Source organism: Alkalimonas cellulosilytica (assembly GCF_036325985.1).
GTDB lineage: Bacteria > Pseudomonadota > Gammaproteobacteria > Enterobacterales > Alteromonadaceae > Alkalimonas > Alkalimonas cellulosilytica.
Map to the genome: position 1 here is coordinate 110,957 of NZ_JAUHLI010000006.1, position 19,109 is coordinate 130,065.

18 protein-coding genes and 1 riboswitch are annotated in these 19,109 nt (G+C 51.3%); of the genes, 15 read left to right on the forward strand and 3 right to left on the reverse strand.

The genetic code is table 11. The features are described 5' to 3' along the window. The first annotated feature begins 136 nt into the window (after positions 1-136). A riboswitch (Lysine riboswitch) is annotated at positions 137-307 on the forward strand. A gap of 99 nt (positions 308-406) precedes the next feature. Beyond that, positions 407-1,753, forward strand: coding sequence for a lysine-sensitive aspartokinase 3 (lysC, locus tag QWY20_RS07455; protein ID WP_330128387.1), 1,347 nt, complete (start codon positions 407-409; stop codon positions 1,751-1,753). An 82-nt stretch (positions 1,754-1,835) separates the two neighbouring features. On the opposite strand, the gene QWY20_RS07460 is transcribed toward lysC, so the two are convergent. Genes QWY20_RS07460 through QWY20_RS07470 form a run of 3 tightly spaced genes read right to left on the reverse strand, consistent with a single transcriptional unit; the run spans position 1,836 to position 4,346 of the window. After that, on the reverse strand, positions 1,836-3,011 hold the full coding sequence (locus QWY20_RS07460; protein WP_330128388.1) for a mandelate racemase/muconate lactonizing enzyme family protein: 1,176 nt from the start codon (positions 3,009-3,011) through the stop codon (positions 1,836-1,838). A 32-nt stretch (positions 3,012-3,043) separates the two neighbouring features. After that, positions 3,044-3,811 (reverse strand): class II aldolase/adducin family protein, encoded by a 768-nt coding sequence (locus QWY20_RS07465; RefSeq protein ID WP_330128503.1) that lies wholly within the window; start codon positions 3,809-3,811, stop codon positions 3,044-3,046. Positions 3,812-3,824: 13 nt separating this feature from the next. Continuing rightward, positions 3,825-4,346, reverse strand: coding sequence for a glycine cleavage system protein R (locus QWY20_RS07470; RefSeq protein ID WP_330128389.1), 522 nt, complete (start codon positions 4,344-4,346; stop codon positions 3,825-3,827). A gap of 160 nt (positions 4,347-4,506) precedes the next feature. On the opposite strand from QWY20_RS07470, the gene dapA reads away from it, so the two are divergent. The 14 genes from dapA (at position 4,507) to QWY20_RS07540 (ending at position 19,079) form a co-directional block, all read left to right on the forward strand. After that, a complete protein-coding gene (gene dapA / locus QWY20_RS07475; RefSeq protein ID WP_330128390.1) occupies positions 4,507-5,388 on the forward strand; it encodes a 4-hydroxy-tetrahydrodipicolinate synthase in 882 nt (293 codons plus the stop codon). Between the two features lie 11 nt (positions 5,389-5,399). Next, positions 5,400-6,446 (forward strand): outer membrane protein assembly factor BamC, encoded by a 1,047-nt coding sequence (gene bamC, locus QWY20_RS07480; protein ID WP_330128391.1) that lies wholly within the window; start codon positions 5,400-5,402, stop codon positions 6,444-6,446. Between the two features lie 124 nt (positions 6,447-6,570). Then, positions 6,571-7,287 (forward strand): phosphoribosylaminoimidazolesuccinocarboxamide synthase, encoded by a 717-nt coding sequence (gene purC, locus QWY20_RS07485; RefSeq protein ID WP_330128392.1) that lies wholly within the window; start codon positions 6,571-6,573, stop codon positions 7,285-7,287. 90 nt (positions 7,288-7,377) lie between these two features. After that, complete coding sequence (locus QWY20_RS07490; protein WP_330128393.1) at positions 7,378-8,430, forward strand: DUF2066 domain-containing protein; 1,053 nt, start codon at positions 7,378-7,380, stop codon at positions 8,428-8,430. Further along, the gene (gene hda / locus QWY20_RS07495; RefSeq protein ID WP_330128394.1) at positions 8,431-9,150 is read left to right on the forward strand and encodes a DnaA regulatory inactivator Hda; all 720 of its coding nucleotides are present in this window, start codon (positions 8,431-8,433) and stop codon (positions 9,148-9,150) included. Positions 9,151-9,166: 16 nt separating this feature from the next. Beyond that, positions 9,167-10,147: a phenylalanine--tRNA ligase subunit alpha gene (gene pheS, locus QWY20_RS07500; RefSeq protein ID WP_330128395.1), complete on the forward strand. Its 981-nt coding sequence runs from the start codon at positions 9,167-9,169 to the stop codon at positions 10,145-10,147. 15 nt (positions 10,148-10,162) lie between these two features. Continuing rightward, positions 10,163-12,550 (forward strand): phenylalanine--tRNA ligase subunit beta, encoded by a 2,388-nt coding sequence (gene pheT, locus QWY20_RS07505; protein WP_330128396.1) that lies wholly within the window; start codon positions 10,163-10,165, stop codon positions 12,548-12,550. A 2-nt stretch (positions 12,551-12,552) separates the two neighbouring features. Next, positions 12,553-12,849 carry an integration host factor subunit alpha gene (gene ihfA, locus QWY20_RS07510; RefSeq protein ID WP_330128397.1) on the forward strand — a complete coding sequence of 99 codons (297 nt, stop codon included), beginning with the start codon at positions 12,553-12,555 and terminating at the stop codon, positions 12,847-12,849. A 179-nt stretch (positions 12,850-13,028) separates the two neighbouring features. Next, entirely contained in the window at positions 13,029-13,970 is a 942-nt protein-coding gene (locus QWY20_RS07515; RefSeq protein WP_330128398.1) for a YbgA family protein, read from the forward strand. Between the two features lie 13 nt (positions 13,971-13,983). After that, the gene (gene phrB, locus QWY20_RS07520; protein ID WP_330128504.1) at positions 13,984-15,396 is read left to right on the forward strand and encodes a deoxyribodipyrimidine photo-lyase; all 1,413 of its coding nucleotides are present in this window, start codon (positions 13,984-13,986) and stop codon (positions 15,394-15,396) included. Beyond that, complete coding sequence (locus QWY20_RS07525) at positions 15,389-15,817, forward strand: nuclear transport factor 2 family protein (protein ID WP_330128399.1); 429 nt, start codon at positions 15,389-15,391, stop codon at positions 15,815-15,817. The genes phrB and QWY20_RS07525 overlap by 8 nt, the downstream gene beginning before the upstream one ends. A 10-nt stretch (positions 15,818-15,827) precedes the next feature. Then, positions 15,828-17,090 carry an NAD(P)/FAD-dependent oxidoreductase gene (locus QWY20_RS07530; RefSeq protein WP_330128400.1) on the forward strand — a complete coding sequence of 421 codons (1,263 nt, stop codon included), beginning with the start codon at positions 15,828-15,830 and terminating at the stop codon, positions 17,088-17,090. Continuing rightward, positions 17,083-17,817 carry a DUF1365 domain-containing protein gene (locus QWY20_RS07535; RefSeq protein WP_330128401.1) on the forward strand — a complete coding sequence of 245 codons (735 nt, stop codon included), beginning with the start codon at positions 17,083-17,085 and terminating at the stop codon, positions 17,815-17,817. Before QWY20_RS07530 ends, QWY20_RS07535 begins: the two co-directional genes overlap by 8 nt. Before the next feature lie 5 nt (positions 17,818-17,822). Next, entirely contained in the window at positions 17,823-19,079 is a 1,257-nt protein-coding gene (locus QWY20_RS07540) for a cyclopropane-fatty-acyl-phospholipid synthase family protein (protein WP_330128402.1), read from the forward strand. The last annotated feature ends 30 nt before the right edge of the window (positions 19,080-19,109 follow it).

Here is a 19,109-nt window from a genome sequence, read left to right on the forward strand (position 1 = left end):
AATCAATGCTTACTGTAGCCATCCTAAGTTGAATTCAGCCTGAATTAAGGCAGTTGCATGAAAAATAGCAGACGGCCAGATAGCTATTGATTTTTTGTAATGATCTGGTTAGAGTAGCGCCGTCCATCGAATTCGATAGACCAGAAGAGGCGCGTTGCTCAGGTAGCCTGTGTCAGATGTCTGTACATCTCAGCACAGGGGAGGGGAGCATCGCCGAGGAGTGTGCGTTACAGAGCGTATCACTTCGGTCGCCAGGGCTGAATCCCTGGGACTGTCACCTGAACCCTGGTGGAGAGCTTCTGGCCTTTGTGTACTGCTAAACAGCATGCCTGCTATTGCTGCCTGCCTGTTTCCGGTTTTATCAAATGCCGTGCTCTGCTTATTGTTGCTGCATAAGGAGAGATCCATGTCTGAACTCATCGTTGCTAAATTTGGTGGCACCAGTGTCGCCGACTTCGAGGCCATGTCCCGTTGTGCCGATATCGTCCTGGCCGATAACCGTATCCGTGTGGTTGTGGTCAGCGCCAGTGCTGGTGTGACCAATCAGTTGGTGGCTATTAGCCACCATACCGAACTGACAGAACGTTTTACTGCCTACACCGAAATTGAACGTATTACCATGGCTGTACTGCAGGCACTCAGCCATCCGGAAGCCGTAGCGGCGCAGATCGAGCTGTTGTTGTCAGAATTACGCCAGTTGATTGAACAAGCTGGCACCGTATTCAGTGTGCAGCAAAAAGACGACATCCTGTCTTTTGGCGAGCGTTTAAGCTCGGTGCTCTTTACTCAGGTATTGGCGGAGCGTGATGCTGCCGTTGCCTGCTTTGACAGTCGTCTGGTGCTGCGTACCGACAGTCACTTTGGCAAAGCCGAGCCGCAGGTCGATGCGATCCGGGCGTTATGCCAGCAGCAGCTGAAACCTCTGCTCGCCAGCGAGCGTTTGGTGATGCAGGGCTTTATCGGTGCGGATGCACAGGGGCAGACCACGACCCTGGGCCGCGGCGGCTCGGATTACAGTGCTGCTTTGCTGGGTGAGGCGCTGGATGCCAGTGTGGTGCAGATCTGGACCGATGTGGTTGGTATTTTTACCACCGATCCGCGTTTAACTGAGCAGGCACGCTGCATTCGTGAAATCAGCTTTGATGAAGCCGCCGAAATGGCAACCTTTGGAGCCAAAGTATTGCATCCGGCCACCTTGTTGCCAGCGGTGCGGCAAAATATCCGGGTATTTGTAGGCTCCAGCCGGGAGCCGTCAGCAGGGGGCACCTGGATTGCACGTGAGGTGACCGAGCGTCCGGCGTATCGGGCCATAGCCCTTAGAAAATCCCAGACACTGATTACGGTAAAAAGCCCGGCCATGCTGCATGCCGCTGGTTTTTTAACCCGGGTGTTTGATGTATTGAGCCGTCATCACATCTCCGTTGATTTGGTGACTACCTCAGAAATCAGTGTGGCCCTGACGCTGGATGAAGCGCCGGGCAGTGCCTTTGATAGCCTGACAGAAACAGCGATCGAAGAGTTGCGCCAGCTTGGTGAAGTAAAAGTAGAGCATGGCTTAAGCCTTGTTGCCGTTATTGGCAATCACCTGCACAGTAGTCGGGGCATTACCGGTGAGCTGTTCCAGGCGCTGGAAGGGGTCAATATGCGGATGATTTGTCATGGAGCGTCCAAGCACAACCTGTGTTTTTTGGTACAGGATGCGGATGCCACGCCAGTGGTTAAGCAACTGCATCAGAGTCTGTTTGCTGCCTGATGGTTGGGCTTAAAAAGCTGCTAAGGTACCCAGTACAAGCGAAGAGGGCACCGTAGCAGCTTTAAAGCAGGGTATGGAGCTGCTATTTAATCTCAACCCGCTGTGAACGCATCACCACCTCGTCATTGAGCTCTATACCAATGCCGGGTGTTTCGGAAACCTGGAAAAAACCGTTGACCGGCTGCGGATCCTGCAAGCAGAGTTCACGGTTCCAGCGCTTTAACGCATAGGTATGGTGCTCATGGATCAGGAAGTTCGGGATAGCTGTTTCCAGGTGCAGAGCTGCCGCTGTCGCAACCGGGCCACCGCATACATGGGCCTGAATGCGGATATCAAAAATATCTGCGTAATCACAGACCTTTTTCGTTTCGGTAAAGCCCCCGCAAAGGCCGATGTCCGGTTGCAGTACATCAATGCTTTGATCTTCGAAATAAGGACGCACGCCCCAACGGTTGTAAAGGCGCTCGCCGCCAGCAATCGGCACTTTCACCTTACGGGCTACTTTGTCATGCAATGAGTGGTTTAAGTAGTTGACCGGCTCTTCGTAGTACATGCAGTCAAATTCTTCGGCGATTTCGCCAATCTGAATGGCACTGGTAGCACCCGGTAGGCTGTGGCACTCGAAAATAATATCGACTTCGTCACCAACCGCCTCACGAATGGCCTGCATTCTGGCACGATACAGCTTCATCTCCGCACGAGAGATAATGTTGGTACGATCATAATAATTGTTGCCGTCTTTATCGTACTGGATTGGATCCACCTTCACGGCGTCATAACCTTCTGCCATGGCTTTTAAAGCCGCTTCGGCATACTGCTCTGGGTGGACCAGAGCTTTGAACTCAGGCCCCCAGTCAAACTGCAACTGTGAGGCGTAGGTGCGCAGTTTGTCGTTTACCTTACCACCGAGTAGCTGGTACACCGGGACGCCCAGAGCTTTACCTTTGATGTCCCAAAGCGCTGTATCAATAGCCGACATGGCCGCATACACCACTGGGCCACCACCAAGCCCCCAGAAGCTTTCACGCAGCATCCGCGACCAGAGTTTTTCAGTTTGGAATGGATCGTGCCCAATTAAGAAAGCTTCAGCCATTTCTTTAATCATAGCAGCTGCTGCACTGTGACCTAAATCGTAGGCGAGCCCAGCTTCACCAACGCCATGAATGCCTTCGTCGGTGTGAATACGAACAAATACCGGGGTCCAGGCCGGGCGTTCAGGGCAGTGGATATCGAACACTTCAACGCGGGTTACTTTCATGGCGCTTCCTTTATAGTAGAGCAGCAAACAGATTAACGGGCAAAGCCTGGGTCAAGCCGCCAGGCTTTACGAAGCATGGCAGGCCAAGCCTTCTGGCCGCCTGTACTGCCACTATGCACCAGCTTGGCCTGTTGGTAAATACCATCCTGAATGGCTTGCGGTACTTCGACGATTTTTTCACCACTGCTCTGCAACAGCAATTGAATTTCGCAGGCGCGTTGCAAGTCGTACATCCGCATAAAGGCATCCCCAACAGTCGGCCCCACCGTTAAGCCGCCGTGATTGACCAGCAACAAATGATTGTTCTGGCCTAAGTCGGTTTGCAGGCGGGCTTTCTCGTCAGCATTAACTGCCAGGCCTTCGTATTGATGGTACGACAAGGAAGGCAGGGAAAACATCGAATACTGACTGAGTGGGCGCAGACCACCGGCCTGACTGGCCACCGCAATAGTAGCTGGCGTATGCAGATGAATGACGCAATGGGCATCAGCCCGCACTTCGTGAATAGCACTGTGAATGGTAAAGCCAGCCGGATTGATCTGAAATGGGGTGTCATCCAGAATGTTGCCTTGCAAATCGACTTTGACCAGATTGGAAGCCGTGACTTCTTCAAACATCAGGCCAAAGGCATTGACCAGGTAATGATCTGTACCTGGCAGTCGCGCCGATAAATGGGTGTAGATCAGATCGTCCCAGCCAAAGTGGGCGACCAATCGATAGCAGGCGGCCAGATCAAGCCGAAGTTGCCACTCATCAGCAGAAACCTTGCCCTGTACATTCAGCTCAGGTAATGATGGGATCATCAACGACTCCTTAGATGTGGGCACTGAATTCGCCCGTTAAACCGAATTCCTGCATCAGATTTTCTACTGCATGTTTAACCTCTGGCACCGACTGCTCCTGCATAAATTGCAGTGTCATGCTGGCTTCCATCCATTGACCCTCTGCTTTAGCGATGGTTTTGGAGCGTAAAGCAGCAATGGAGACTTGATGCTGTGCCAGCAGAGCAGTGATAGCACGTAAAGTCCCTACTTTATCCGGTCCCTGATAACTTAGCACGTAATGGCTGGCTACGGCAGGCAACTCGTGGGCTGGGGTGCGTTTCATCATCGTCAGCAGATCCAGCTCCAGCCCCAGGCTTGGCAGCAAGTGCTCTACCCGGCTAATCGCAGTTGGCTCGCCGGCCAGTAACATAATAAAGGTCAGTTCATGGCCAAAAATCGCCATACGGCTATCAAGAATATTGCAGTGACAATCCGTAACCAACCTGGCTAACTGGCTAACCAGTCCGGTTCTATCGGTGCCTATAGCGGTAACCACCAGATGCTGCGTCATAACCAATCCTGTGCAGAATAATTGGGGCGCATTGTAACATATTGCCAAGGGCTGTCATGCGGCCAGAGTATCAAGAGCAGTTGTTTTAACAGTGAACCTTGTGTTTAGCGGACGCAGTCTTTAACATAGGCGCCCGGAATGAATTTGGGATTGTTAGCGCATGTTGAAAGGCAGTTATGTGGCATTGATTACCCCAATGCTCGCATCGGGCGAAGTGGACTATGCCAGTTTAGAGCGGTTGGTTCGTTTCCATCTGGAACAGGGAACGAATGGCTTGGTGGTACTTGGTACTACAGCCGAAGCAGCCACTCTGGAGCTGGAAGAACAACTGGCTATTATCCAGGCGGTCTGTCAGCAAGTGGCTGGCGCAGTGCCGGTCATCGTTGGCAACGGTGCCAATTCCACCAAAGCTGCGATTGAAAAAACCAAACTATTTGCCGCTCAGCCGGTGGATGGCTTTTTAACGGTGACACCTTATTACAACAAACCGATGCAAAAAGGCATGAAGCTGCACTTTGAAGCCATTGCAGCGGCAACGGATAAGCCCATCTTGTTATACAATGTGCCGGGCAGGACCGCGGTTGACTTGTTGCCGGAAACGGTAGCTGAGCTGTGTCAAGTAGCGAATATCGTTGGGATTAAAGAAGCAACTGGATCACTGGAGCGTTTGCAGGACTTGAAAGACTGCTGCCCGGCTGATTTTTCCCTGTTCAGCGGTGACGATGGCAGCAGTGCTGACTTTTTGCTGGCCGGAGGTCATGGTGTGATCTCAGTGACCGCCAATGTAGCGCCTGCCGCCATTGCTGCGATGGTCCAGGCCGCGGCAGAAGGTGATGCAGACAACTGTCGCGCTATTGATAGCCAGTTGCAACCATTGCACAAGCAATTATTTGTTGAAGCCAATCCCATTCCGGTAAAGTGGGCCCTGGCCCGTATCGGCTTGATTGCCTCCGATTTTGTTCGCTTACCTTTAACGACACTGGAACCAATTCACCAGGCCGGTATCGAAGAAGCATTACATCACGCCACCATCGAATTTTAGGAGTTTACCAGGTGCATTATTCGGTAACCAGTTGTGTTATTGCCAGTTTGCTGCTTAGCGGCTGTTCGTTTTTCTCATCTCCCAAACCAGAGCCAGAGGCCATCGCAGGCCAGCCGTTGCAAGTGCCAGCCCATTTATCAGCGCCGCCACAACCGGCTCAATACGACATTCCACCAGTGCGCGCTGCAAAGCAACGGGTTGATACCCAACCACCAGGTTTGGTCTTAACCTTATCGTCCAGCAGCCGGGTGGATGAAGAAGAAACCCGTGCTCGCATCTGGTTTGACCGTACCGATTTCAGCGGTGACTTACTGCCTTTTTTAGAGCAAAAGCTAACCGAGTTTTTTGCCGAAAATGCCATCGGTTATCAGCAAGAGGGCGAGCTGGTTTGGGTGACCGATTGGGTTATGCGAACGGAAACCACCGGTATGTGGTTCTGGAAGTCTGAACAACCGAAAGATCAGGCTCGTTTTCGGCTGAGCATGGAGCCGCGGCCTCATGGCCGAAGTGTAGCTGTATTGGTTGAAATGCTGGAGCATGAATACTTTGAACGCGGCAGTGAGCTGTTACCCACCGGGGTGAAGCGTGAAGAAACTACCTTCCTGAACCGCTTTACTGCCTTTGTTGGCGATTACGAGTTCCGTCAGGCCCAACTGCGTCGTACCCGTCCGGTCGATACCAGTTTGCAATTGGGGGTTGATGGTCAGGGGCAGCCTGCACTGTTATCTGAGCAGCCATTGGAAGTGGTGTGGTCGCAGCTGGAAAGCTTGTTCGAAGAGGTCAATCTATCTGTCACGGATTTGAATCGCTCAGCATCTACCTACTATCTGCGTTATGAACAGCCGAAACCCGGTCTGTTTTCCCGTGTATTCCGTCGTAAGCCAAGGCCAACACTGCCATTGGCTGACGGAGACTATCAGGTGGTGTTAGGCCGCACTCAGCAGCAAACCAGCATCAGTTTCCGTGATAAAAATGGCCAGAGCCTGCCGGAAGGAATCGTGGCGGAACTGGAGCCTGTGCTACTAACAGTGATTAGCGAGACACGTTTAGAGCTGTAATCAGCAGGGTTGGTTTTATCCGGACACTTTATGAGCGGATGAAACCTTTGAAAAAGTGATTTGAGAATGGCGCAAAGCCTCGTATACTTTGCGCCCTGAAATTTTGCTCAGGCCGAGGTCGCAGATGGCGCAAAAAACAACCGAGTTATACCGTGGTAAAGCTAAAACGGTTTATCACACTACCGATGCAGATAAGCTGATTCTGCATTTTCGTAACGATACCTCCGCTTTTGATGGTGAGCGTATCGAACAGTTGGCGCGCAAAGGGATGGTGAACAACAAGTTCAACTATTTCATTATGCAGCAATTGGAGCAAGCAGGCATTCCGACTCAGGTAGAAGCGCTCCTGAGTGATGATGAAGTGCTGGTGAAAAAGCTGGACATGATCCCAGTTGAATGTGTTGTGCGTAACTTTGCAGCTGGGTCCCTGGTGAAGCGGCTTGGTGTTGAAGAAGGGCTGGCATTAACCCCGCCAACCTTTGAGCTTTTTCTGAAAAACGATGCGTTGCACGATCCAATGATCAATGACTCGCATGTGGTATCTTTCGGTTGGGCGACGACCGAGCAGCTGACACAGATGAAAGCATTGACTTTACGTGTAAATGAGGTGCTAAGCCGTTTATTTGATCAGGCTGGGTTGATGCTGGTGGATTTCAAGCTGGAGTTTGGTTTGTTTCATGGCCAAGTGGTATTGGGCGATGAATTCTCACCAGATGGTTGCCGCTTGTGGGATAAAGCCACCCGCAAGAAGCTGGATAAAGATCGTTTCAGGCAAGGCTTAGGCGGTGTTGTTGAGGCCTACGAAGAAGTTGCCCAACGCCTGGGCGTTCCCATTGATTAATTCGTAAGCCACCGTCAGGTGGCTTTATCACGTATGAGGCAGCTGATGACGATACAGTTCAGCGGTAAGCGACACGGATGGTGGCATTTGATGCTGACTTTGCTTTGTGGTCTGGCGTTGTTAGTGCAATCTGGCCAGGTGGTCGCCAGCTCACTGTATACGGCAGAAGTATCGGCCGATCAAAGTCGCCAGCAGTGGCAACGTGATGCTTTTGATCAGGTGATCCGGCGTATTGCTGCCGATCCCGATGTGCTGTCTCATCCGGTTGTGCAGCAAGAGCGGCAGCGTGCCAATACCTATGTGAAGCAGTTTGAAGCCATCCGCACTGAGCAGGGCCCTGCAGTCAGGGTGTTGATGGATCAACAGAAAATTCAGCAGTTGTTTCGAGAGCAACAGTTACTGATTTGGGCCAGTCGTCGGCCTCAGAGCCTGGTTTGGTTGGTGCAACAAGATGCGCAGGGGCGTCAGTTTGTTAGCCAGCGTCAACATGCGTTGGTGGTAGCCATGCAACAACGGGCGCAGCAGCGGATGATTCCGCTGATTTGGCCTCTGTACGATATGGAAGACTTGCTCAGTGTGACGGAAACGGATGTCTGGGCAGGTTTCTGGCAGCAAATTCGCAGTGCAAGCAATCGTTACCAGCCTGATCTGGTAGTCACCGTCCAGCTGAGCGAACAACAGAGTGAAGCAGGCGTTCAACATCAACTTTTCTGGCAACTGGATCAGCAAGGACGGGTAGACCGCTTTGAGCTGGCAGGACAAGAGCCTGAGCAGCTGGCGGCAGATTTTATTGATGCGCTGGCTGATGAGCTGGCACAACGATTTTCTGTGCGTTACTTGACTGAAAGTGAGTCGTTGGCGTTGATGGTTACCGGCGCCAGTGACTGGGCCGATTGGGTGCGTTTGCAACGTGTGCTTGGCAGCTTTCCAGGTGTGGGACAGGTCGACTTGGTCAAACGTACAGCTGATTGGGTACAACTTCGTCTGCAATTATCTATCCCGCTGCAAGAATGGTTGCAACTGGTGGCACTGGAGCCAACATTAAGCTTGCTGGCTGGTTCTGAAGCGAGCCGTCCTGTAAGTCTGTTGGCTCCGGTTAGTCAGAGCGCGGATGTCATCCAATTACGGTTTGAACGTCCTTAGATGCAGCCCACCCAGTATACGTTGCCGGTGACCTTGCCGGAAGATGAAACGCTGGACAGTTTTTACAGCAGTACGCCACACCCGGCGGTGAATTACATCCGGCAGTATTTAATGGAGCCTGTAGGTACGGCTCCCTTGTATTTGTTTGGTGCCAGTGGGGCTGGCAAGTCGCATTTATTGTATGCTGCCTGTGTGCAGGCTCAGGAGATGGGGCTCACCAGTCAGTTGCTGGCGCTGGAACATCTGCAGCAGCTCGATGCCAGGGTGCTGGATGATCTGGAGCATCTGGATTTAGTCTGTCTGGATAATATTCAGGCTATTGCCAGTGATATGAGCTGGCAAACCGCGGTGTTTGATTTGTACAACCGCATGGCAGAGCAGGGCAAATGCCTGTTGATTGTGGCGAATGAAGCGCCCACCCAGCTGGGTTTTCAACTGGCCGACCTGGTCTCCAGGTTACAAGCCTGTACCAGCTTCCAGCTGCGTTTACCAGGCGATGCCGAGAAGCAGCTATTGCTGCAGCACAAGGCGCATGTACGGGGTATTGAATTAACAACAGAGGTGGCGCGTTATCTGCTCAACCGGCAACAACGTGACATCCGGGCACTGGTGGCGATCCTGGATCAGCTGGATAAAGCATCCATTGTGCACCAACGTAAAATTACCATTCCATTCGTTAAAGCCGTGCTGGCTGATGACGACGGACACTATTTTGATTGAGTAAGCTGAGGAAACGATGGAGCTGAATGCATTGTTAGAACAGGCGACACAAGCCATCCAGAACAGTAGTGATATAGCTGGTCTGGAGCAGGTGCGTGTGGATTACATGGGCAAAAAAGGCCGGATCACCGAGTTACTAAAATCCCTGGGGGGCATGGATCCAGAGCAGCGCAAGGTCGCGGGTCAGCACATCAATGAACTGAAGCAACAGGTGCAGCATGCATTGAATGAAAAGCGCGATCAACTGCAACAAGCGCAACTAGCTGAAAAGCTGGCCAGTGAGCGTATCGACGTGACCTTGCCTGGCCGCCAGTTGGAAACCGGTGGTTTGCATCCGGTCACCCGTACCATTCAGCGCATTGAAAGCTTCTTTTCTGAGCTTGGCTTTAGTGTGAAGCAAGGGCCTGAAATCGAAGACGACTTTCATAACTTCGATGCCTTGAATATTCCCGAACATCATCCGGCGCGGGCGGATCACGATACGTTTTACTTTAATCCAAAGCTGATGCTGCGTACCCAGACTTCAGGGGTGCAAATCCGTACCATGGAAGTCGAAGCGCCTCCGCTGCGAATTATTTCTCCGGGGCGGGTCTATCGCAACGATTACGATCAAACCCATACCCCGATGTTTCATCAGGTCGAAGGTTTGATGGTGGATACCAATGTCAGCTTCACCGAGCTGAAAGGTATTTTGCATGATTTTTTGCAAAACTTTTTCGAGCAGGAGCTACAGGTGCGTTTCCGGCCGTCGTTTTTTCCGTTTACCGAACCTTCGGCAGAAGTGGATGTGATGGGTAAAAACGGCCAGTGGTTAGAGGTGCTTGGCTGCGGCATGGTGCATCCGAATGTGTTGAAGTCGGTCGGCATTGACCCTACCAAGTACAGTGGTTTTGCCTTTGGTATGGGGGTGGAGCGTTTGACCATGCTCCGTTACGGTGTGACTGACTTACGCTCGTTCTTCGAAAACGATGTACGTTTCCTTAAACAGTTCAGATAAGCAGGATCGATTGACATGAAGTTTAGTGAAAGTTGGTTACGTGAATGGGTCAATCCGGCGATCAGTTCGGATGTGCTGTCTGAACAGTTGTCGATGGCAGGGTTGGAAGTGGACGCCGTCAGCCCGGTCGCAGGTGATTTTAGCGGCGTGGTGGTTGGTGAAGTGGTGTCCTGTGCCCAGCACCCGGATGCCGACAAACTGCAGGTGACCAAGGTCAATGTGGGTGATGAAGAGCTGCTGGATATTGTCTGTGGCGCCAGCAATTGCCGTTTAGGCCTGAAGGTTGCGGTGGCTAAAGTCGGTGCGGTGTTGCCGGGTGACTTTAAAATTAAGAAAGCCAAATTGCGCGGACAGCCGTCGATGGGCATGCTCTGTTCTTTTTCGGAGCTGGGCATGGCCGAAGACTCCGATGGCATTATCGAGCTGCCAGCAGATGCACCCATTGGACAGGATATTCGCCAGTATTTGCAGCTGGATGATGTCAGTATCGAAGTTGATTTAACCCCGAACCGGGCCGATTGCTTAGGTTTACTGGGCCTGGCTCGGGAAGTGGCAGTCTTGAATGCACTGGATTTTCAGGCACCAGAGTACCAGGCCGTAGCGCCAGCACACGATGAGCAACGTTCGATTGAACTGCTGGCCGCGGATGCCTGTCCTCGCTATTTAGGACGAGTCATCCGCAACATAAACCCTGGGGTGAAAAGCCCTCTGTGGCTGGTGGAAAAGCTGCGCCGCTCCGGTGTGCGCTCGATTGATCCTGTGGTTGACGTCACCAACTTTGTGCTGCTCGAACTTGGGCATCCAATGCATGCTTTCGATCTTGCTAAAATTGATGGCGGCATTCAGGTGCGCTATGCCTACAATGACGAGAAGATGGTGTTGCTCGATGAGTCTGAAGTGACCTTGTTGCCGGGTACTCTGGTGATTGCTGATCAGCAAAAAGCACTGGCTATGGCGGGTATTTTTGGTGGTTTGCACAGCGGCGTGACTGAGCAAAGCCGGGATATCTTCTTAGAGAGTGCCTTTTTTGCACCTGACATTATGGCGGGTAAAGCCCGGCAGTATGGCCTGCACACCGATGCCTCTCACCGTTACGAGCGTGGTGTCGATCCGGCTTTGCAACGCCAGGCGATGGAGCGGGCAACTGCCCTGTTACTGGATATCGTCGGTGGAGAGCCAGGCCCTGTAGTCGAAGCAGTGAGCAGTGCACATCTGCCAACTGCCAACCAAATTGAATTGAGTGTCACTCAGCTCAACAAGTTGCTCGGAATTAGCATTGAAGCCAGTACCGTGGAGCGTATTTTGCGCCAGTTGGGGCTTCAGGTGACTTCTACCGCGACTGGCTGGCAGGTCAGCACACCATCCTGGCGTTTTGATTTGGCGATTGCAGAAGATCTTATCGAAGAAGTGGCCCGGGTCTATGGCTACAACCGAATCCCGAATGAGTCTCCATGCGCTCGTTTAACCATGCGCCGCTTTGCCGAAGCAGAGATCCCTCTGCATCGGTTGCGCCAATTGTTGGTTGACCGTGGTTATCTGGAAGCCATCACTTATAGCTTTGTCGATCCGAAAGTACAGCAGTTGCTGTATCCACAGGTTGACGCTTTGATGCTACCCAATCCGATTTCAGCGGATATGTCCGCGATGCGGTTAAGTACCTGGGCTGGTTTACTTCAAACCGTAGTGGCGAATCAAAACAGGCAACAGTTGCAGTTACGGTTGTTTGAGTCTGGCCTGAAGTTTGTACCGGATGCTGCAGCGGAAAATGGTGTGCGTCAGGTTCCGGTCATTGGTGGGGTACTGGTCGGCTCTGTCGGGCAAGGGCAGTGGAATATGACTGAGCGTCCCTATGATTTTTACGATGCCAAAGGCGATGTTGAAGCCTTGTTGGCAACGACCTCGGATGCCGATCGCTTTGCGTTTATTCCTGCTGAACATTCGGCGCTACATCCGGGCCAGACAGCTGAAATTATCAGTCATGGTCAGCATGTTGGCTGGGTTGGCGCTCTGCATCCGGAAGCGGAACGTAAGCTTGGGATCAAAGGAAAATGTTACCTGTTTGAGTTGGATCTCGCCGGCCTAGGTGAGCGCGCCATTGTGCAAAGTCAGGAGCTGTCGCGCTATCAGGCCAACCGTCGTGATCTTGCAGTGGTGGTGAAATCGGATGTGCGTTTTGCCGATATTCTTGCTACTATAAAAAAAGTTGGCGGAAATCAACTGGTTGGCCTAAAATTATTTGACGTATACAGCGGGCAGGGCGTAGCCGACGGTTACAAGTCTCTCGCCATCGCTCTGACGTTACAGGATAGTGCGCGAACCCTTGAGGATAAAGACATCCAGCAGGTTGTTGATCAGGTAGTAGTGGCGCTGAAAAACGAGTTCAATGCAACGCTGAGGGATTAACCATGGCACTGACCAAAGCAGATATCGCAGAGCGATTGTTTACCAGATATGGGGTAAGTAAACGCGATGCCAAACTTATAGTGGAAGCTTTTTTTGAAGAAATTCGCTCGGCCTTAGAGGCCGGGGAGCAAGTTAAGTTGTCTGGCTTTGGTAACTTTGATCTTCGTGTCAAAAATGAGCGGCCAGGGCGCAACCCCAAAACCGGTGAAGATATCCCTATCTCTGCCCGTTGTGTAGTAACTTTCCGGCCCGGACAGAAGCTTAAATCCAGGGTTGAAGAAGGCACCAGTAAACTCTGACAGCATTGATAGTAAAGCCCTGAAAATTCAGGGCTTTACTTTTTTCTGAGCACAGATTAATGCGTTGGTTGTTCAGTGTGTCGATAATTCAATCAAACAAGCTTCTTTTTGCATTGGCGATTGATCCAACCAACGACCGGTGCTGTATCAAAAACTATCCAGCTCTGTGAGAATCTTGCATGCAATTAACCATTGGCATCAGTGCCTGCCTGTTGGGGCAAAAAGTACGTTACGATGGAGGCCATAAAGCTTCTGAGTTTTGCCTGAGTCGATTACAACCCTTTGTGCGCTACCATGCTGTTTGTCCGGAGAATGCCATTGGTCTGGGAACTCCACGGCCACCGATCCGGTTGCTGAAAAAAGATCATGGCGACATTCATCTGGTACAGGTAAAAGACGCCAGTCAGGATCACACACAGGCGATGCTTGATTATACCGCGCAGGTGTTACCCACCATGGAGCAACTATCCGGTTTTGTGGTCTGTGCGAAATCACCCAGTTGCGGTATGGAGCGGGTGCGTTTATTCAATGAACAAGGTCATCAGTTGGGAAAAGCGGGTGTAGGCTTATTTACCCGGGAATTAATGCACAAATATCCCTGGCTGCCGGTGGAAGAAGATGGCCGCTTGCATGACGCTGAGCTGCGGGAGAGCTTTATAACCCGTATTTATGCCTGTCACGACTATCAGCAACTGTGTCGTCATGGCTTTAGTGTTGGTGGGCTGGTGGCTTTTCACAGCCGATACAAGTTTTTGGTGATGGCCCACAGCCCAACGGCTTATCGCCAACTGGGCCGGCTGGTAGCGCAAGCGAAACTGTTTGATGCAACAGAGCTGCAACAACGGTACTTGCTGGAGTTGATGCAAGCCTTGAAGCAGCCATGCACGCGCAAAACACATGCCAATGTGCTGCAGCATGTGCAGGGCTTTTTTAAGAAGCATTTAACGGCAAAAGAGCGGCAGGAGCTCAGTAGCGTGATTGATCGTTTCCGGCTGGGACATCTTCCCCTGATGGCACCGATAACGTTGTTGCAGCATCACTTATCGCGTTTTGAGCATCCCTACCTGGCTGCTCAAACTTATCTTCAGCCTTATCCAGAAGCGTTGGGACTAAGGGGGTAAGTCAGTGTCAGCCGTGCAGTTAGTCTGGTTTCGCTCCGATTTGCGTGTGCTTGATAATATGGCCTTGACGGAGGCTATGGCACAAGGCCCCACCATTGCTTTGTTTGTTGCGTGCCCTCAAAGCTGGCAACAACATGATATGGCGCCGGTGAAGCAGGATTTGATTCGTCGCCGGGTGCAGGCTTTGCAGCAAGAGCTGGCCGGGTTGAATGTCCCTTTACTGCTGGTCGAGGGCAGTACTTATCAGAAGATACAATCCGTGTTTGAGCAGCTATTGCCGCTTGGGATCGCCAGGGTGTATTCGGAGGCAGAGTACGAACTCCGTGAGCGTCGTCGCGATGAGTCACTGCAAAACTGGCTTGCTGTGCAGGGCGTGGCTTGGTGGCAATGCGATCGGCAATGTGTTTTTGCACCAGGCAGTTTTGTCAATGGCATTGGCGCCATGTATCAAGTCTACACGCCTTTTAAAAAACGCTGGTTGCAACGCTTTGCTGAGCAAGGTGTGCAGGTGCTCGCTAAACCGAAACCCCAAGCCCCCGTTGTGCTTGATTTACCTGAGCTAACACCGATGCAGAGCGGCGATAACAGCTCTGCAGATTGGTTTGTACACCAGGATGAGGTGTTGCAGCAATTACGCCGTTTTTGCCAGCAACAGGTGCAGGACTACAAAAAATTACGAGATGTGCCGGCATTGGATGCAACGTCCAGGCTATCACCTTACCTGGCTATCGGTGCACTGTCGGTGCGGCAATGCCTCGCGCGGTTGCAATTCGAAGTCGGGGTTGATTTGCAGCAGAGTGAGTCCGGAGCCTCAGTCTGGTTGTCGGAGCTGATTTGGCGTGATTTTTACAAGCATGTGTTGGTGGCATGGCCAGACTTAATCAAGCATCAGCCATTTCAAGCTGAGACAGCGGCTATTGTCTGGCGCAATGATAAAACCTTGTTTCAAGCCTGGTGTGAGGGCAACACTGGGTACCCACTGGTCGATGCGGCTATGCGCCAGTTGAACCAGACCGGCTGGATGCACAATCGGTTGCGCATGGTGGTTGCCAGCTTCTTAGTGAAAGATTTACACATCGACTGGCGCTGGGGCGAGCAATACTTTATGAGCCGCCTGATTGATGGTGATTTTGCTGCCAACAATGGGGGCTGGCAGTGGGCGGCCTCAACCGGCACCGATGCGGCACCCTATTTTCGAATTTTTAATCCGGTCACCCAGAGTGAACGCTTTGATCCTGATGGGGCCTTTATTCGTAAGTGGGTGCCAGAACTTGCTAAGCTTTCGTCAAAACAGATCCACTGGCCGCATAAATTGCCTATTGGCAATACTTATCCGGCTGCAGTGGTGGATCATGCTAAAGCCAGGCAAGTGACGCTGGAGCTGTTCCGGCAAGCAAGGCAGCAGAGTGATGATGCAGATGAGTAGAATTGATACCTTTTTAAATTTTTACAATGGCTTAAGCAGCAATGAGCTGCATCGTTTGACCGAGATTTACCATCCGGACATTTGCTTTATCGATCCGGTACATCAGGTAGTCGGCAGTGCCGCTTTGCAACGTTACTTCGAGCATGCATATGCCCGGCTGAGCTTTTGTCAGTTTGAGCGGAAGGCGCAGTCAGAGCAGGGTGATTGTGGCTTTATCAGTTGGCAAATGACCTTTGCTCATCAGGCGATTGGCAAAGGCAAAAAGATTCAGCTGGACGGGTGCAGCGAACTGCATTGGCATCGTGATGGCCGAATTATTCGGCATCGGGATTATTACGACTTAACCGACTTGGTATACCGGCATTTGCCAGTTATCGGTTGGGCAACCAAGCACGTTAAACAACGCATGGCGCAAGCCTGAAAGGAACCCTATGAAAATTGCGGTTATTGGTGGTGGCATCGCAGGAATGATGTCGTTGTATTTGCTGCAACGTGAGCATCAGGTGGTTTTGTTTGAAGCCAATGATTACCTGGGAGGGCATACCGCGACAGTAGATGTTGAACTCGACGGGAAAACACTGGCGGTTGATACTGGTTTTATTGTCTTTAACAATTGGACCTACCCCTTGTTTAATCGTTTTCTGGCGGAGTTAGCGGTGCCATTCCAGCCGACGGAAATGAGCTTTTCTGTCAAACATCAACAGTCGGGATTGGAATACAATGGCAACAGCTTTGCTACCTTGTTTGCGCAAAAGCGTAATTTGCTGCGTCCTTCGTTTTGGGGCATGCTGCTGGATATTGTTCGCTTCAATAAGTTGGGCAAAAAGTTGTTGGCAGAAGATCATCCGGATCTCGATTTATCGCTTGGTGATTTTCTGGCAAAGCATCGCTTTGGTCAGGCGGTGCAGGAACACTACTTATTGCCGATGGGAGCGGCTATCTGGTCGGCGGGCCTTGCTGATATGCCGTCTTTTCCGGTGCGGTTTTTTTTGCGGTTTTTCAACAACCATGGCTTGCTGAATGTCAGTGATAGGCCGCAGTGGTCAGTGATTTGTGGTGGTTCGCGCGAGTATGTGCGCCGGCTACAGCAGCAGGTAGCTGCAGACAGTATTCGCTTGAATAGTCCTATCCAGTCGGTACGACGCCACAGCGACGGAGTCGAACTGGTATTGCCAGATGGCTCAACCGAGCAGTTTGACCAGGTCGTGTTTGCTTGTCACAGCGATCAGGCGCTTAGATTGTTGGCCGATGCCAGCCCTGCAGAGCAATCCATACTAGGGGCCATCGCTTATCAGCGTAATGATGTGGTGCTGCACACTGACAGTTCTTTGTTGCCGAAGCGTCGTGCTGCCTGGGCAGCCTGGAATTACAATTTATCCGCCAATGCCAGCGACAGAGCAACGCTGACCTACAACATGAATATTTTACAGCAGCTGGAGACGGAGCAAACCATCTGTGTCACCCTGAACAATACGGCGGTGATTGCTAAAGAGAGCATATTACAGCGCTTTGAGTACGCTCACCCGGTATTTAATAGCTACAGCATGGAGGCTCAGCAGCGCCGGGCTGAAATTAATGGGGTGAATCGCAGCTGGTTTTGTGGGGCTTATTGGTATAACGGCTTTCATGAAGACGGTGTGCGCAGTGCTGTTGATGTAGCACGGGCGTTGGGAGTAGCTTTTGGTGATGAGTGACACAGGTCATGCCCTGTATGTGGGTGAACTTGGCCATCAACGTTTTATGCCTGCTCCGCATGGTTTTGGCTATCAGCTGCATTACTTTTGGTTAAATTGCAGTGCGCTGCCTCAGCTAGGCCGAAGCTGGCTGATGAAGTACGAAGGCTTTGCTGCATTCAGTTACCGGCGAAAAGATTACTTGCCCGGAGCGGCAAATCTGAAGCAGGCTGTTTGCGATAAGGTTGTAGAGCTCGGTGGCGACTTGCCGGTTGCTGAGGTGTATTTACTAAGCCCACTGGCCAACTGGGGCCATTACTTTAGCCCTTTGACCTTGTACTATTGTTATGATGAGCAACAGCAACTGCAATACCTGTTGGCAGAGGTGAGCAATACACCCTGGAATGAGCGCCACCACTACTTGATCCCGATGTTAGATGATGGCAGCTATCAGCACGATAAAGCTTTTCATGTCTCTCCTTTTAATCCTTTGCTGATGCAGTACCAGTGGCGTATTAATGCACCAGCAGAACAATTGACCTGTGCCATCAGCAACTACAAAGATAAGCAACAGGTATTCAGTGCCTGGATGAGGCTGCAGCGTCAGCCGCTGGATGCAAAAGCACTGCGGCGATTGCTGATCCAGAGCCCATGGCCTAACGTATTGGTTAAGATAAGAATTTACTGGCATGCCCTTAAGTTGTTTCTAAAGCGAAACCCGGTCTATGCCCACAGCAAAAAAGGATAGTGCCAATGACGATGTCGTTGACGGAAACTTCGGTTGCAAACAAATTAAGCTGGTTTGATAAATTCAGCCGCCGTTTCGTATTGAATTTTATTGCCAGGCTGCAGCACGGCTATATCCGTGTGTACGAAGGGCAGCAATTGCTGGAGTTTGGTGACAACACCGCCGAGCTGCAGGTCAGTATCCGGGTGAAAGACCCGACTTTTTACCGAAAAATGGTCAGCAGTGGCTCCATTGGCGCGGCCGAGGCCTATGTAGAGGGTTCCTGGAGTTGTGATGAGCTTACCGATCTGGTGCGGATCTTCGCCCGTAATCTCACTTTGTTGGATCAGATGGACTCTACCTGGGCCCGCTTCAGTCGTCCCTGGTTGAAGCTGATGAATTGGCAAAATGCGAACTCCAAGGCACAAGCCCGCAAGAATATTTCGGCCCATTATGATTTGGGCAACGCCATGTACCGCTTGTTTTTGGATGAAAGCATGATGTACTCCAGCGCCGTTTACCCGACAGAGGACGCTAGCCTTGAGCAAGCTCAGCAGCACAAATTGGAGTTATTGTGCCAACGCCTGCAGTTAACGACCGATGATCACCTGTTGGAAATTGGCACCGGCTGGGGCGGTATGGCGATTTATGCTGCTCAGCATTACGGTTGCAGGGTAACTACTACCACCATTTCTCAGCAGCAATACGATTATGCCAAAGCACAGGTGAAAGCAGCAGGTTTAGAAGATAAGATCACTTTATTGCTGCAAGATTACCGTGATTTGACCGGCAGCTACGATAAACTGGTTTCGATTGAAATGATTGAAGCCGTTGGTGATGATTACCTCGATACCTATTTTCAGGTGTGTTCGTCTTTATTAAAGCCCAATGGGATTATGGTGTTGCAAGCCATCACCATGGTAGATCAGCGTTACAAGCAGTATGTGCGTGAAGTGGACTTTATCAAACGTTATATTTTCCCTGGCGGCTGTTTGCCTTCGATTCATCGGATGTCTGAAGCGGTGACCAAAGGTACCGATCTGGTGATCCGTCAGTTGCAGGATATAGGCCTGGATTATGCCAAAACCCTGAAGCATTGGTGCGAACGCTTCATGCAGCAAAAGGATGAAGTGGTCAAGCTGGGTTATGACCATGAGTTTATCCGTTTGTGGCACTATTACCTCTGCTATTGCGAGGGCGGTTTCTTAGAGCGAGCTACCAGTACCGTTCATTTGGTTTTATCAAAACCGGGTAATCGCTCTGACTTTCAGCCGGTCGTTTAAACCTCAGCATGATGAGATAGTAAGCAGCCT

Coding starts and splice junctions, on each gene's coding strand:
- QWY20_RS07525 (WP_330128399.1), top strand. CDS start 15,389: ATGAGTAGAATTGATACCTTTTTAAATTTTTACAATGGCTTAAGCAGC.
- QWY20_RS07460 (WP_330128388.1), bottom strand. CDS start 3,011: ATGAAAGTAACCCGCGTTGAAGTGTTCGATATCCACTGCCCTGAACGC.
- QWY20_RS07490 (WP_330128393.1), top strand. CDS start 7,378: ATGCTGACTTTGCTTTGTGGTCTGGCGTTGTTAGTGCAATCTGGCCAG.
- QWY20_RS07535 (WP_330128401.1), top strand. CDS start 17,083: ATGAGTGACACAGGTCATGCCCTGTATGTGGGTGAACTTGGCCATCAA.
- QWY20_RS07540 (WP_330128402.1), top strand. CDS start 17,823: ATGACGATGTCGTTGACGGAAACTTCGGTTGCAAACAAATTAAGCTGG.
- pheT (WP_330128396.1), top strand. CDS start 10,163: ATGAAGTTTAGTGAAAGTTGGTTACGTGAATGGGTCAATCCGGCGATC.
- hda (WP_330128394.1), top strand. CDS start 8,431: ATGCAGCCCACCCAGTATACGTTGCCGGTGACCTTGCCGGAAGATGAA.
- purC (WP_330128392.1), top strand. CDS start 6,571: ATGGCGCAAAAAACAACCGAGTTATACCGTGGTAAAGCTAAAACGGTT.
- dapA (WP_330128390.1), top strand. CDS start 4,507: ATGTTGAAAGGCAGTTATGTGGCATTGATTACCCCAATGCTCGCATCG.
- QWY20_RS07530 (WP_330128400.1), top strand. CDS start 15,828: ATGAAAATTGCGGTTATTGGTGGTGGCATCGCAGGAATGATGTCGTTG.
- lysC (WP_330128387.1), top strand. CDS start 407: ATGTCTGAACTCATCGTTGCTAAATTTGGTGGCACCAGTGTCGCCGAC.
- ihfA (WP_330128397.1), top strand. CDS start 12,553: ATGGCACTGACCAAAGCAGATATCGCAGAGCGATTGTTTACCAGATAT.
- QWY20_RS07515 (WP_330128398.1), top strand. CDS start 13,029: ATGCAATTAACCATTGGCATCAGTGCCTGCCTGTTGGGGCAAAAAGTA.
- pheS (WP_330128395.1), top strand. CDS start 9,167: ATGGAGCTGAATGCATTGTTAGAACAGGCGACACAAGCCATCCAGAAC.
- QWY20_RS07470 (WP_330128389.1), bottom strand. CDS start 4,346: ATGACGCAGCATCTGGTGGTTACCGCTATAGGCACCGATAGAACCGGA.